11 protein-coding genes are annotated in these 15,125 nt (G+C 56.1%); 8 read left to right on the forward strand and 3 right to left on the reverse strand.

From position 1 onward, the window contains the following. The first annotated feature begins 12 nt into the window (after positions 1–12). From tssF to RUGAMON1_RS29810, 7 genes are all read left to right on the forward strand, one after another. A complete protein-coding gene (gene tssF / locus RUGAMON1_RS29780) occupies positions 13–1,851 on the forward strand; it encodes a type VI secretion system baseplate subunit TssF (RefSeq protein WP_445233906.1) in 1,839 nt (612 codons plus the stop codon). Beyond that, complete coding sequence (tssG, locus tag RUGAMON1_RS29785) at positions 1,815–2,771, forward strand: type VI secretion system baseplate subunit TssG (protein ID WP_445233907.1); 957 nt, start codon at positions 1,815–1,817, stop codon at positions 2,769–2,771. The genes tssF and tssG overlap by 37 nt, the downstream gene beginning before the upstream one ends. Positions 2,772–2,780: 9 nt before the next feature. Next, positions 2,781–5,534 (forward strand): type VI secretion system Vgr family protein, encoded by a 2,754-nt coding sequence (locus tag RUGAMON1_RS29790; RefSeq protein WP_445233908.1) that lies wholly within the window; start codon positions 2,781–2,783, stop codon positions 5,532–5,534. A 10-nt stretch (positions 5,535–5,544) separates the two neighbouring features. Further along, positions 5,545–7,227, forward strand: coding sequence for a Tle4 family T6SS lipase effector (locus tag RUGAMON1_RS29795; protein WP_445233909.1), 1,683 nt, complete (start codon positions 5,545–5,547; stop codon positions 7,225–7,227). A gap of 100 nt (positions 7,228–7,327) precedes the next feature. Next, positions 7,328–8,332, forward strand: coding sequence for a T6SS immunity protein Tli4 family protein (locus RUGAMON1_RS29800; protein ID WP_445233910.1), 1,005 nt, complete (start codon positions 7,328–7,330; stop codon positions 8,330–8,332). Positions 8,333–8,657: 325 nt separating this feature from the next. After that, on the forward strand, positions 8,658–8,924 hold the full coding sequence (locus RUGAMON1_RS29805) for a PAAR domain-containing protein (RefSeq protein WP_445233911.1): 267 nt from the start codon (positions 8,658–8,660) through the stop codon (positions 8,922–8,924). Between the two features lie 166 nt (positions 8,925–9,090). Beyond that, the gene (locus RUGAMON1_RS29810; RefSeq protein ID WP_445233912.1) at positions 9,091–9,747 is read left to right on the forward strand and encodes a GIY-YIG nuclease family protein; all 657 of its coding nucleotides are present in this window, start codon (positions 9,091–9,093) and stop codon (positions 9,745–9,747) included. Between the two features lie 14 nt (positions 9,748–9,761). Here the strand turns inward: RUGAMON1_RS29810 and RUGAMON1_RS29815 are convergent, their stop codons facing one another. Next, the gene (locus tag RUGAMON1_RS29815; protein WP_445233913.1) at positions 9,762–10,988 is read right to left on the reverse strand and encodes a DNA cytosine methyltransferase; all 1,227 of its coding nucleotides are present in this window, start codon (positions 10,986–10,988) and stop codon (positions 9,762–9,764) included. A 297-nt stretch (positions 10,989–11,285) separates the two neighbouring features. Between RUGAMON1_RS29815 and RUGAMON1_RS29820 the strand changes: the two genes are divergently transcribed. Beyond that, the gene (locus RUGAMON1_RS29820) at positions 11,286–11,726 is read left to right on the forward strand and encodes a very short patch repair endonuclease (RefSeq protein ID WP_445233914.1); all 441 of its coding nucleotides are present in this window, start codon (positions 11,286–11,288) and stop codon (positions 11,724–11,726) included. A gap of 116 nt (positions 11,727–11,842) precedes the next feature. Here the strand turns inward: RUGAMON1_RS29820 and RUGAMON1_RS29825 are convergent, their stop codons facing one another. Both RUGAMON1_RS29825 and RUGAMON1_RS29830 read right to left on the reverse strand, forming a co-directional pair. Continuing rightward, positions 11,843–13,852 (reverse strand): BbrUII/HgiDII family restriction enzyme, encoded by a 2,010-nt coding sequence (locus RUGAMON1_RS29825; RefSeq protein WP_445233915.1) that lies wholly within the window; start codon positions 13,850–13,852, stop codon positions 11,843–11,845. Beyond that, complete coding sequence (locus RUGAMON1_RS29830; protein WP_445233916.1) at positions 13,852–14,892, reverse strand: DNA cytosine methyltransferase; 1,041 nt, start codon at positions 14,890–14,892, stop codon at positions 13,852–13,854. The genes RUGAMON1_RS29825 and RUGAMON1_RS29830 overlap by 1 nt, the downstream gene beginning before the upstream one ends. Positions 14,893–15,125 lie beyond the last annotated feature (233 nt).

The raw sequence follows: 15,125 nt of genomic DNA on the forward strand, positions 1-15,125 counted from the left end.
ATGGATGCCACGATGGAAAAACTGCTGCCTTACTTCGAACGCGAACTGAGCATGCTGCGGCGCACCGGCGCCGAGTTTGCAAGTCGCTACCCCAAGCTGGCGGGCAGTTTGCAAATGAGCGGCGAGACCTGCGCTGATCCGCATGTCGAACGCTTGATCCAGGCGACGGCGTTTCTCAACGCCCGCGTCGCCAAGCTGCTTGACGACGGCTATTCCAACTTCACCGAAGCGCTGCTGGGCATGTTGTATCCGCACTACCTGCGGCCGATTCCTTCCTGCTCCATCGCCCGCATCGACTACAGCGGCGCCAAGGTCAACGAAATCAGCAGCGTCACCACACTGCCGCGCGGCACGGAGATGAAGTCGCTGGGACGCAGCGCCGTCGCCTGCCGCTTTCGCACCGTCTACGACGTGACGGTGGCGCCGCTGACCATCAGCGCCGCCTGGTTCGAGCCGTACATCCAGGCGCCGTCGACCCTGCCGCTGCCGGGCGAGGCCGGTTCCGCGATCTGCATCACCATCGACAGCACGGCCGCCGCGCGGGGCTTGGCGACGCTGGGCCTGCCGATCGTGCGCGTCTTTATCGACGGCGAGGCTTCGCTGCGGGCCACCCTGCGCGACATGCTCTTCATGCGCGCAGCCTGTGCCTGCGTGGAGGCGAACGGCCAGTGGCGCATGCTGGACCGGCTGCCGATCGCGCCGGCCGGCTTCGCCGCCGAGGACGCTTTGCTGCCGGCCGCGTCCTCGGAGCACAGCGCCTACCGGTTGCTGAGCGAGTACTTTGCCTTCCCGGAAAAATTCGACTTCTTCGATATCGACCTGGCCGCGCTGGTGGCCGCCAGCCCGGCCGATTGCTCGCGGCTGACGCTGCGCGTTGCCCTGGCCGAGCTGCGGCCCGACGCGCCGGCCGCACGCATCCTGCGCACGCTGTCGGAAGACCATCTGGTGCTGGGCTGCACGCCCGTAGTCAACCTGTACACGCAACAAGCCACGCCGATCCGCATCGACCACCGCCGCAGCAGCTATCCGCTGATGCCGGACGAGATGCCAGGCAGCGCCTGCGAAATCTACAGCATCGATACGGTGCAGCTGCTGCGCAAGACGCCGCAGGGCAGCGCGCTCACCGAGTTCTTTCCCTACTATTCGCTGCGCCACGGCGAGGAGGACAGCCGCAAAGGCCACTACTGGCTCGCCCATCGCGACGAGGAACTGGCCGACGCCGCCGCCGGCCACGAATACTCTCTCGCGCTGGTGGACCGCGATTTCTCGCCGCTGAAGCTGGACGAGGGCACGGCTTCGGTGCGCGTCACCTGCACCAATCGCAACCTGCCGCATGGCATGCAATACGGCCGCGCGCGCGGGGACCTCAGCACAGAGGTGGCCGCCGGAAGCTTCCCGATCCGCCTGCTGCGGCGGCCGACGCTGTCCTACCGGCAGGCAAGCGGCGGCAATCAATGGGGACTCATCACGCAATTGGCGCTGAACCACCGCTCGCTGACGCAGGAGGGATTGCCGGCGCTGACCGCGATGCTGCGCCTGTACGCCCAGCAGGACAGCGCCGTCTCGCAGCGGCAGATCGACGGCGTCATGGCGCTGTCGCAGCAGCCGGCCACCGCGTGGGTGCGGCAGGTGCGCGGCAGCGCCTATCTGCGCGGCGTGGAAGTACGGGTGTCGCTGGACGAGGACGCGTATGCCGGCACCGGCGTGCATGCCTTCGCGCAGGTGCTCGATCATCTGTTCGGCCTGCATGTGCATTTGAATAGCTTCACGCAACTGGTTGTGCTGTCCCACGTGAGCGGAAAGGAGTTGCTGCGATGCCTGCCCCGCAACGGCGCACTGACGCTGGCCTGATCGACGCACTGCTGGCGGAGCCGCAAGGCTTCGAGTTTTTCCAGGCGGTGCGCCTGGTCGAGCAGGCGCAGCCGCCGCGTCGGCTGCGCTATCGCAACCGGCTGTCGCTGGCGTTCCCGCCGAACCAGATCGAGAACGTTAGCGACGATGGCGGCGACCTGATCCGCCTGACGCCAGCCTTCATGGGCCTGCTGGGCAGCCACGGCGCGCTGCCGCTGCATTACTCGGAGTGCATCAACCGTCACGAGAGGACCAGCAACGACGGCGGGCCGCGCGCCTTCCTGGACATGCTGTCGCACCGGTCGCTGTGCATGTTCTACCAGGCGTGGGCCAAGCACCGGCCGGAATGCATGACGGCGGCGGATGGCGACGACGGTTTTCTCGCGATGCTGCTTGCACTGTCCGGTGCGGCTCCCGACGGATCGGTCGATCGCGAGACGCTGGCGCGTTACGCGATGCAGATCCGGAGCCGCAGCGTATCGGCGCCGTTGATGGCGGGGATCTACTCGGAATACTTCAACGTGCGCTTTGTGGTGGAGCAGTTGGTCGTGCAGTGGCAAGCGCTGCCTGCGGCGGATCAGGCGCAGCTGGGTAAGGCCCATGTCGACCTGGGCGCGGGTGTGATGCTGGGCGAGCGCATCTACGGTTGCGATGCGCGCGTGCGCCTGCGCATCGGTCCGCTGGATAGCGCGGCCTACGGGGATTTCCTGCCCGGCCACAGCGCCGCGCAGCGGCTGGAAGCGATGCTGGGCCTGCACTGCGGCGTAGGCATGACATATGAAGTGCATCTGATCCAGCGGGCGGAGGATGTGCGCGCGCCGAGTCTGGATGGAGGATGCAGGCTGGGCGTCAACACCTGCCTGGTGGACGGGCCGCCAAGCCGGGACCGCGAAGAGCTGATGTACCTGCTGCATACCTGAGGAGCGATTGTGGAAAGCGATAATGATTTCTTCAGCTTCATGGGCCTGGCCAAGGAACTGGTGGCCAGCAACCGGCCGTTGCGCCTGCGGCTGGATCTGCCGGGAGGCGTCAACGACGATATGTTGCTGCCGCAGCGGGTGTTCGGCTCGGAGGCGCTGTGCGGCGGCATCGAGTATCGCGTGCTGTGCGTGTCGTCCGACGCGTATCTGCCTTTGAAGCAAATGATCGCCGTGCCGGCCGCGCTGGAATTCGTCACCGACACGGGAGACTTGCGCAGCGTCTGCGGCATCGTCACCGAGGCCAGCTCGGGCGACAGCGACGGCGGCCTGGCCAGCTACCAGCTGGTGCTGCGCGATGCGCTGTCGATACTGGAAAAGCGCACCAACACGCGCGTGTTCCGCAACATGAACGAGGTGGAGATCGTCCAGCGCATCCTGAACGAATGGCGGCACAAGAGTCCCATCCTCGGCACCTGCTTCAAGCACGAGGTGGACGAATGCTTCCACCAGCGCGAATATCCGCAGCGCGAGTTCACCATGCAGCACAACGAATCGGACGCGGCCTTCATTCGGCGCCTGCTGAAGCGGCGCGGCATAGGCTGGTTCGTGCGCGCGGAGGGCGGCGAGTACCCGGTGCATACGCTGGTGCTGTTCAACAACGCCGACATGCTGCGCCAGAACGCCGCCGGCACCATCCGCTATCACCGCGACGCCGCGACCGAGGAGCGCGACACGATCACTTCCTGGAGCGCGGTGCGCAGCCTGCAGCCGGGCACGGTGACGCGGCATAGCTGGGACTATCGCAACGCGCAAGGCCGCGACTTCATGATGATGGACGCCAGCAGCGGCGTGAATCAGGGCGTGAGCGGCAACGAGCTGGCCGCGAGCCTGGACGACTATCAAATCCTGACGCCGCATGCGGGGAGTGACAACGAGGACCTGTGTCGCCTGGGCAAGCTGCGCATGGATCGGCACGACTACGAAACGAAATGCTTCCACGGCGAAGGCAGCGTGCGCGATCTGTGCGCCGGAGAGTACTTCACGTTGGCTGAGCATCCCGAGGTGGACGAGCATCAGGCCGAGGAACGGGATTTTGTCGTCACGGCCTTGCAGGTGAATGCGCAGAACAACCTGCCCAAGGCGCTGGCGATGCGCGTGGAACGCCTGTTCGCCCGCAGCCGTTGGATGCAGGGCGCGCAAGAGTTGCAGTTGCAAAAGGATGTGGCGGACAAGGTGGCATCGGGACCGCTACGCATGCATATCCAGTTCACGGCTGTGCGGCGTGGGGTGATCATTGTGCCGGCCTATGATCCGCGTACGGATCTGCCGCAGGCGCAGATGCAAAGCGCGATCGTTGTCGGGCCGGAAGGGGAGGAAGTCCACTGCGACCAGATGGGCCGTGTAAAGATCCGCTTCCCCGGCACGCGTGCGGTGGATCACGAGCAGGCCGCCAACGCCGGCGCATCCGATACCCAGACTGACTCCGCCTGGGTACGAGTCGCCTCAAACTGGGCCGGCAACGGCCCCGGCAGCCTTCAACAATGCGGCACCGTCGGCCTGCCACGCATCGGCACCGAAGTATTAGTCAATTTCCTCGGCGGTGATCCAGACAAGCCGGTCATCGTCGGCCAGCTCTACAACCAGCAAGCTTGTCCACCAGCCCTCAGCAGCGCCGGCGACCTTCCAGGCAACCGCTACCTTTCCGGTATCAAAAGCCGCGAAATCAAAGGCAGCCGCGCTAATCAATTGCGTTTTGATGACACCGAAGGACAGATCAGTGCCCAACTGTCCAGCGACCACGGCCGCAGCGAACTGAACCTCGGTTTTCTCACACAGTCGAGAGTAAATGGTGCAGGCAATTCGCGAGGCGAAGGGGCTGAACTCAGAAGTGATAAGGCGGTCTCGATTCGAGGCGCCCAGGGCGTACTGATCACCGCGAGCGGCCAGACTAATTCTTCAGGACAGCTGCTGAGCCGAGAGGAACTATTGAGTACAGCTGAGCTATCTCAGCAAGTGGCTCAGCAACTATCCGCCTTGGCGGAAAAACATGCTGAGGATTTGGCGGACGGTCCCGAACTCGATCTATTGGTCGGGCGAATTAAAAAATGGGATGGAGAAGGTGAACCGATTGTCGCCGTTAGCGCACCTGCAGGCGCCTTCATCGGAAGCCAGCAATCCCTTGCGCTGGGAGCGACGTCAGCTATTGACATGGTCAGTGCTGCTGATACGCGCATCGGTGCCGGACGAAACCTGATGTTGAGAGCAACTCGTGGCGTTAGCATGTTCGCTTTCAAACTCGGCATCAAATTGGTCGCTGCCAGCGGGAATATTCGGATCCAATCGCAAGATGGTGATATCGAAATAACTTCGTTGAAGAGGATAAGGTTGATTGCGAATGTTGGTATCGAGTTGCAGTCACCGACAATCAAAGTAGTTGCCAAGGGATGCCAGGCCGATTATGGCGGAGGCGCTATTACCCAGCAAAGTAGTGGAGTCCACACTATCAAGTCATCGCAATTTTCTCACGAGAATGGTGGAAGTGGTTCGACTGAAAACCTAAAGCTCCCCAGCACAGAAGTCGAACATGATCAGCAAGTGCTTGTAACCGACCTTACTACCGATGAGCCAATTGCAGAGCGAAAATATCGCATTACGCTCGAAGATGGAAAAGTGTTTGAGGGCACAACGAGCAAAGCGGGACTGACCGAAAAGTTTACTACTAAGATCGCTTTCGCTACCTATCAAATTGAGTTATTGGATTGAGGGGAATTTCATGACAAACCAATTGGGGGTGAAGGTTGAGAGCGGTGGTGTGAAAGCAAATGGATACTGCACTCCTGTGGCAGACACGGTTCCACAAAAGATGAGTGTGCCTCCTAAGAGGGTGCTGCCGATTATTTTTTTGCCCGGCATTATGGGATCAAACCTCCGCATGACAGCGGAGAGACAAGCGTTGCTGAGCTATACGAATAACGTTGCTTGGCGGCCTGATGACCTGTCTGAAGGGACAGCGCTTCTTCGCGCTACGGCTGCTGACCGACAGCTACAACTGGACCCGGATACCACCGAGGTTGACATCTATGACCCAACTGGACCGACCGGAAATAAGTCGATTACTGCCGGCCGGCGCCATACGCTAAATGGCATTGACGTGCATCTCAATGTTGGCGTGAATACTCCTTTACTTATTGATGATCCTGTAACGGACGGACACCGGCACACGAAAGAAATGAAGGCGCGTGAGCGTGGGTGGTCGGAAATATATTTTGATAGCTACCGTCGCGTCTTGGAGCTGTGTGAAGAAAATTTGAACATGCCTATCGCATATGGCTATTGGAGGGAAATAGTGGACGTGGATCCGCAACAATGGAGAGCTGCGCCATCACCAGCATTGAAACCGCTATCACTCGACGAAATCAAGACGGCTGTTGCGGGGTGCTGGTTTCCCGTGCATGCAATGGGCTACAACTGGCTAAAATCAAACAGAGATTCTGCTGTTGAAGTAGCAGGGCGTATTCGAGCCCTGATTGCAAAGTACTCAGAAAAATATACGTGCGAAAAGGTCATTGTTGTTACGCATTCCATGGGGGGGCTTGTCGGAAGGGCACTGGTTCATCCCGAAATGGGAGCACTTGAGTCCCAAGTGCTGGGCATAGTTCATGGCGCGATGCCAGCGATAGGAGCGCCAGCTGCTTATAAACGTATGCGTTGCGGTTTTGAAGAAGGAGTTTTGGGTGTCTCTGTGGCAGCCAAAGTACTGGGAAATTATGGCGATGAAGTTACTGCCGTCTTGGGAAACGCGCGAGGCGGACTGGAGCTCCTACCAAGCAAAGCCTACGGTAACGGGTGGCTAGAGATACGAAAAGACGATGCCGTATTGCAACGACTTCCCGTACATGGCGATCCCTACGCTGAAATTTATCAATTAAGAGGAAAATGGTTCGGTCTACTAAGAGAAGAATGGCTCAATCCTGGGCATCTTGATGATCGCGGTTTTGAGCATACATGTGAGTTGCTACAGCGAGCAAAGGCTTTTCATGAAAGCATAAATTCTACCTATCATAGCCGGAGTTATGCTCACTATTCTGCTGAAACTGCCAGGGCATCATGGGCATCTGTATCGTGGAATCTAGATAAGAAGTACCAAGGTAATGATTGGCAAAATCTAACTGTCACTACTGATTCACGCCAGGGAAAATTTAAAGTGCGCGATCCAAGTGCAACGAAGGAACCAAGGGTCTGGGATGTGTCGCTAGGACCAAGCGTTGGACCAGGTGACCAAACGGTTCCGCTCCGCTCCGCAGAGCATCAGCTATTGAGCGGAAAGTTCAGCGGAGTATTTCGTCAAGTCGGCTATGAACATCAAAATAGCTATCAAGACCCGAATGCGCTGAAATCAACCTTATACAGCTTGATTCGCATCATCGAGACGATGAGCTGGTGCAAACATGCATAGCAGATCCACTCGCCTCTGCATCGCCGGCGCGCTGATCACGATATCGGTTTTCATACTAGGCGATGGCCACTTAGGTAGCCGACGTGCCATAGGAAGAAACATGACTACTTCATCTCCAGTTCTCGAGCATCTATTTGATAAAACAAAGACGGTATGTTTTGGCCGGTTTCTGATTGATGTACCTCTGTCTGCTCAAGTAGTCTATGGGCCCACTGAGGCTCCTCTTTCCTTGGAGCGTCATCCTGGGAAGGCCGCAAATATGAAGGAAATAATTGTAACTCGGTTGGCTGAGATAGAAAGGGAACGTTACCGCGCTTATGACCACTTGCGTGACCAGGATTCTATGCTGGGTAAGGCCATCAATGGTGCCGTCACACATCAAAAAATCGTATTCGGGGTTAGTCCCGGCGGCGGAGATTTTTATCGAATCGAATCTTACCTTTCCGTAGGTGACGATCTCTTTGTTCAGAAAGTAAACCCTTATGGGGAGAAGGCCGAGTACGAGAAGTCAGTCCAGAAATTGAACTCTGTTGCTCGACTGTTGCGATCTCGTGCGGAGTTAGAGATTCCTTCTGAGCCAGGGCTATGTGTGGATGGCGGGTTCATTCGCGATTCCGAAGAGCTGACACATGAAAATTTTCGGCTGGGCATAAGACTAGTTGAACACCCTGACGTACATTTTTCGATCGCCGCGATCAAGAAGGATTTCTTGGTTGAGTCCGATGCTATTGAACCCCGTCTACGACAAGCAGAAGATGACGCAAAGAGAGCTGGAAATGGTGACTGGTACTCACGCATAAAAATTCTACGTCGCGGGCAACGCAAGATCGGAAACTGGAGCGGCTTCGAGATTTTGGCAAGGAAACCCGCTCAAGTGACCGAAGAAGAGTCTCATGAATTTGTGTTCCTCAGCCAAGGTGAGCCTAAGAATGCATACTTGCCCGTGCTCGACGTCAAGCTTCACACCGGTGTCGAGAATAATAAAGCAGGGCGAGTGAAGCCGAGCATTACCGACGAGGAGGCGATGATGCTTTGGGATCGAGTAACAAAGTCAATCCGGGTGCGGCCGGTTGCTGAAAGCGGACAGGGATTGCCGACTATTTGAAGGCCTAACTCTTAGGTATGCTGGTAATGGCAGGCACTGTATGTCCTCAAAGCGGCTGGTGGGCATGCGTGGACGGTGACGAAAAAACACAAGCGTAACTCGGAGAGTGTCAATACTTCGCCGACGGTAGTGTGATGCCTCAGGCTATGCTGCCCGGGCAGAAGTCGATATGGAAAAAATTACACTTGAGTCGCCGAGGTTCAATACCGAAAATTCGACGGTCTGAACTCGTGTAGAGATTGATTCGCCAACGCAGAGCCAGCTGAAGCCGGATCGCCTCGACAGTGCAGCTAACGGCGTTGATCGGGACATTCAGGAGAACTAAATGGCTAATATCATTCGGTTAGGGGATCCCACCTCACACGGTGGTCAAGTTGTAGAAAGCGGTGCCCCCCATATCACCGTAAGCGGCAAGCCTGTAGCGCTGATCGGCGATAAGTGTATTTGCCCTATCTATGGTCATCAGAACTGCACGATCGTAAGCGGCAATGCCAAGCACATGGTCAACGGCAAAGCGGTGGCATACGACGGCGACAAGACTAGTTGCGGCGCCACGCTGATCTCGACGATCGGCACCTTCTCCTCAGAATAGAATCTGTTCCCCCCATCAAGCGATGATCAGGTAGCATGAGCAGGTATATTTCCTGGCAAACATCTCTTGAAAGTCTATCGAATTGCACTCTCTCTACGTTTTCGACTTCCTGCAAACCGTCTCCCTCCAACTGAAAGAAAAGTTGGAGGGCCTGAACGAGACGGTCTTGAGCCAGGAATCGTTGTTGGATTTAACGCGCTATCAACGTGAAGTGGACTCCCAGCAAGGCGTCTACGTAGTGCATTACCAAGGCATTCCAAAGTACGTCGGCAAGGCCATCAACGTGGCCGACAGGTTGTCGCAACACTTGACTAAACTCCTGGGCCGACAAGGTATCGATGCCCAAGCAATCGGATACAAGTCGCTACTGCTGGACAAGAGCATGAGTACCGCAGCCAACGAAGGCATACTCATCTCGATGTTCAAGGAAGAGCACAAGGACATGTGGAACGGCGGCGGCTTCGGTCCCAAGGATCCCGGCAAGGAACGCGATACCACCAAGCCAGGCAAGTTCGACCAAACCTACCCGATCATCGATGACTTCAAGATCAATCTGAAAACGGATGAACAGAACAGGATCCAGCTGGGCGAAATGTTCAACGCGATGAAAGCGCAACTGCCCTACGTTTTCCGCTTCGATGTGCCGGCAGAAGAGCTCGAAAAAACCATTATTCTGGCGGATGAGGACCGCAGCGCGCGGCACCTGCTCCAGGCCGCCGTCACCTTCCTTGGCGAAGGCTGGAAAGGCGCGATCATCAGCTACGGCATGGTGCTCTACAAAACCGCCAAGCACTACCAATATGGGATAGAGCTGACGCCTTAGATCCGAATTGCGATTTACTCTCTGAGCAAATCGCAGACAGCTTCCGCCATCACATCCGCTAGCCGCACAGGCACTGCGTTGCCTAGCTGGCGCATGATTTCGGACCACGAGCCCTCAAAGAGAAAATTATCCGGGAAGGTCTGGATGCGCGCGGACTCGCGGATCGTGAAATATCGCACGGAGCCGTCAGGACGACGCAGCATATTCTCACCACCTGGCACTCCGTGATCGCCAGCCTTCAGCGCTTTCGCTGGCTCATCAAGGGGACTGCCGGTATGCCCGACATATGTACGTGCGCCAGGCTGAAAACGATGTGCCTGGAAATCACGATTGTTTGGATAACGCTCAGGATCAGGTAGATCGGAGATCGCATCGCGCACTGTCTCCCACGGCAGAACGTTGGCGTCGGGATCCGAATCCAACAGTATGCGGATCTTCTTGTCGACACCCTCAGGCCTCTCCGGACGGTCTTTCAGCGCGACCTTGTGCCGCTTCCAATAGTCGCCACCCTTTGCCCATTGCGACAGCAACAGCGCATCGCTGCTGTGGGTTTCGGCCGGGAAGGTCCACACCTTGTTCTCGTCGACGCGGAAGCCGACGAAGAACACGCGCATGCGCTTTTGCGGCACGCCATAGTTCGCTGCGTTCACCAAGCGTTCGTAGACCCTGTATTCGCTGCCCTTGCCAGTGGCCTTTTGCTTTTGCAGTCTGGCCAGATGCTCGGTCCATTGCTCTTTGGCTTTCGCCACCAAAGAAGGGAACTCAAGCTGAAGCATGATGTAGTTGAAGTAGTCTGAGAAGGCGGCCCGCTTCAGACCTTTGACATTCTCAAAGACGAAAGCGCGCGGCTTTGTCTCACGTACCGCACGTACGGCTTGCGGGAACATGTCTCGTTCGTCCAGGAAGCCGCCGTGCTTCCCACCCATCGAAAAAGGCTGGCAAGGTGGCCCACCTGTGATCAGATCAATGCCCTTAAAAGTGTCGTACTTGAATTCTCTGACGTCACCTTCCGTCACATCCGGCCAATGGCTGATCGGAGCGACCTTGAGCTTTTTATTGTGCCGTATGGTATTGCATGCATGTGTGTTCCACTCGACCACTGCCTTGTGATGCACATCGTTACTGGAAAATCCGAGAGCCAGACCTCCCGCGCCCGCAAAAAGCTCGATCGATTCTAGAGGGCGTGGAGCCAACACAAGGTGTTCTGTGTGAAGCGCGGAGGAGAGGGGCTGCTTGTACATGGTGTTTTTTTTAATACGGTTGGATTGAATCGATTTAGCTCCAACCAGACGTAATCTGTTAGCGCGATGCTCCCGGCCCGGCCCGGCGCGTTAGCCAACTGGAACTGCAGCAGTATAAAGCAATGCCGGACCTCAACCAACTCCGTCAACTGCCGATGAGACACAAATTGCGTCAATTATACTGTGTGTTTAAACAGTATTTGGTGCGACTTTCTTGTGTTTTATCAGAACACTCTTGAATATTCTGTGAGACCTGCGATCTTTGCTCTAATCAGGATGAAGGGAGTGGAGGACGACATGGTCGATTCGATAGACCAGGCGGCGCGCAGCGCGTTGATGGCACGGATACGGGGCAAGAACACACGTCCCGAACTCATCGTGCGCAAACTGGTGTTCGCAGCCGGCTACCGGTACCGTCTGCATGTGCGGACCCTGCCCGGATCGCCGGACCTGGTCTTTCCCGGGCGGAAGAAAGTTATCTTCGTTCACGGCTGTTTCTGGCACTTACACGACAACTGCAACCTGGCGCGTATTCCGAAGTCGCGGGTGGAGTTCTGGAGCGATAAACTCAATGGCAATAAGGCGCGCGATGCGCGTAGCTACGATGCCTTGCGACAGGCCGGATGGCAGGTGCATGTCGTGTGGGAGTGCCAGCTTGGCGATCTAGCGGCGCTGGAAGAAGATTTGCATGTGTTCCTGGGACCTGCTGGCAGCGCGCCGAAACTCGGTTCATCGTAAATATCGAAGATCAAAACGAATGGAAACTTAGAGAATTTTGAAAACTACATTCGTTGGGTCATTACAAGGCTAGTTGAGCTTGCGGTTGTTTGATGAGCGCCGCAAGCTGTAGGTCGTTATAGCTTACTCAGGATCGTTTCAAGCTTGCCGACCGTGGTCTTGACGTCAAAGTAGTTCTGGTAGGACGCCTTAGCAGATTCAATCAAGCCCTTGTAGGTCAGAATTTTGATGTTGTAGGCATTGAGGGCCTCCTGCTGTTTCTGCGAGATCGGCGGGGCAGTAGAAATCAGTAGGAATATTTGGATTCCGGGGACTCGTCCACCCAGTTTGGCGAGGAAATCTGGATGGTCACGGTAATATTGCTCCATCGCCTCAACATATTTTCGCGCCTGCATTTCGAGATCGGTCATCTTCAAAGTCAACCCAGGCCGCTTGAGTTCGATAATGATGTGCGCACCTGCCGTTGTGCGGTAGGCGATGTCCAGCCGAGCACCAACTTCGGCTTCGGGGCACGCGCGCTTCAGCTCGGCGGTCATCGTCACTTCCATCGCTTCAGTGCCTTTGACGCGATCCCATGACGGATCGAGCAACCACAAATGATCAAACAAGTATTTTTGCGCCACTTTTTCAAGCTTTTTCGCATCTACAATTTCTACGTCGAATTTGCGGATGATCTCTAGACGCTGCTTTGTGATGTCGAGGTAATAGCTTTCCTCGATGTCGTCGAGTGTCGCGAAGATTGCCTGAAACTCCGGGCTAAGTACGTCGGTGATCTTGTCTAGCTCATCGAGGCGTTGTCGTGCTCGCAATTTTTCGAAACCTACGATCGCGCTGCGATACAGCAAGCGTTGGGCTTCTTGATTTTGGATAGGGTCATTGGAGACCGAGACGTTGCCGATTGATGTCATGATGCGGTCCGCAGCCTTTCGGTCGCGCTGATCGGTGAAGCTGTCAAGCCATTCGACGATGTTTGGATTTGGAGTAGCGGTCTTCGTGTAACCCAGCTCTCGGCGCCAGTCATCCCATTCGTCCCGGATTTGGCGCATTACGATGACCAGATGCGAACGCAGCGCCTGAAAGTGAGCGTCATCGTGCTTGATGGCCTCGCGGCTGGCTGTGGCGCGATCCGTGTCGTCGGAATCTAAGAAATCGGCCTGCACCTCACCGAAGATGTAATTGTTGAAGTAGCGCGCATCGCCAAGTTCGGACAGAATATCCTCTTGAAACAAGCGGCCGTTGGCGAAGATGGAAACCTTGTTGAGGCTTTCGTCTCCACGTCCCAGCTTGGAAGGGGTGTCGACGGTCCCGATAAAGCCCTTTACTTCCACGTCAACGCCCCCGACCTTTAGGATTGCCGGCAGGCTGGCGGCAAAGTGTTCGATATTCCCCTCCTCGTCGGTCCTCGTCGCAACTGCGGGCGCGATTTTGAGGACTTCATCCCGAGCGACCGTATCGAAGAACCACAGGAATTGCAGATCTTTGTAGAGAGAGGCTTCAGATCGCGTAAGGGCTTTACCATTCAATTCGACCTTGAAGGTATCGGCAAAAACGCCGAATCGTCGCGCAAGCCGCGGGCGGAGATATTCCTCAGTCTTGTTAATCTTTGAGTTTAGATCGGTCAAGCGAATACGCGTTCCCATCGGTTTCGTGAAATCGGCAGGGACATCGATCCTCTCGACTGGGTAGTCAACGGCATCCTCCGAGCCACTGGTCATCGCCTTCAGCTTTTTGACGTCAATCTTGAATGCAACCGCATCTGTTCCTTCCGCCTTGGTGACGACCTCAATCGAGTTGGCAAGCGAAAACATGGCGAGCTTGCCGATGCCTTTTCTGCCCATGACCCGGCGTTTGCCGCTTTGGCTCATTGACTTGTTCTTCTCTCGAAGGCGTCGCGTGTATCCAACCTTTAGGAACTTGTTTAGCACGGCGTCTTCCGTCATGCCGTGCCCGTCGTCGTCAACGATGATTTCGTCATCGTCGGATTTGAGTTGGATTTTGACCTCGGCCGCATCTGCGTCCCAAGCATTGGAGATGACCTCGCTGACCACTGCGGGGGTCGAGCTGTATAGGCCGATGCCAAGATGATTCAGAACGTTCAGTTCGATGCGAAACTTGAGGTCGGCCATCAGGATTTTATCTCCAATTGTTTGAGGTGAGCTTTGAAAATGTCGCCAACAAGTTTGCCGAGCGCTGGCGGCACTGCATTGCCGATCATTCTGCCTACTGAGGAGAATGTTATCGGCACGTCAGGGCCGACGAATTGATAGTCGTCGGGGAACGATTGTAGAATAGCTGCTTCGCGTAGGGTAATCGCGCGATGTTGTTCCGGGTGCCCAAACCTGCCTGTACCGAAGTTATAGGACTGCGTCGTAATGGTTGGCGATGGCACGTTCCATTTCATACGCGCGTAGACGCTTTTGAAGGATTTACCGGAATCCGCTTTGTGGCACGGCGCCCGCAGATCCTCGGGCCAGTCGAGCCAAGTGCCGCCAGGCTGGGAGGCTTTAATGCGTTTAAGATTAATTGGCGTCAGTGATCTGGCCTTGTGCATCGGGTCGGTGCCGCAAGTTTCTCCAGCTTTAATTTTAGGCAGATGGCCGATCGCTTCCTTGACGGTAATCGCTTTCTTGGTAGTGGGGCCAGGAATCTTGATTTCACCCAACTTGGATGCAACTAGTACGAATCGGCGCCGCTCTTGCGGGATGCCATAGTCTGCACAACGGACGCGCTTCCAGTCGAAATGGTAATTGTTACGTGTCAGCGTCGCTATGAATTTTTTGAAGGGGGCATGATTGGTAACGCGCGGTACGTTTTCCATCGACACCAGCTCCGGCTGCGTCTCTTCAATCAGGCGAGCGAAATGGTCCAGCAAAGACCATTTCGCATCTTCAGAATTGTCTCTGCCCAGTGCGAGCGTTGAGAACGGTTGGCAGGGCGCGCAGCCAGCAAGCAACCGAACTGTTCCTTTGGAATAGTGCTTTAAAATCGACTCGCCGTTTAGCAACTCCACATTCTTTTTATGAAATTTGGCCTTAATATTGCTCTCATAGGGAAATTCGCAGTTAGTATCGGTGTCATACCCTGCTTTTATCTTGATTCCCGCTGCTTTGAGGCCATAACTGAGGCCGCCAACGCCGCAAAATAGGTCGACTGCTTCTATACGCATACACTTCTCCAATGATGCGACGATTCTAACCGAACAGCCACGCTTGCACACACCTTAGTGATGAGAACGATGCAATGTCGTTGGTTCAGCATCGGGGTGCTCCGCTGCGCCGGTTGGCGGTTGGCGATTTCTTATTCTTGGGCTTGCTGCAATGACTGTATCGCTGGTCAGGATCTATTGATTGAACAAGGAAACTATTGAAAAAGGCCCATGAAAATTCATGAGCCTTTCTA

Source organism: Duganella rhizosphaerae (genome assembly GCF_040364205.1).
Classification (GTDB): Bacteria; Pseudomonadota; Gammaproteobacteria; order Burkholderiales; family Burkholderiaceae_D; genus Rugamonas; species Rugamonas rhizosphaerae.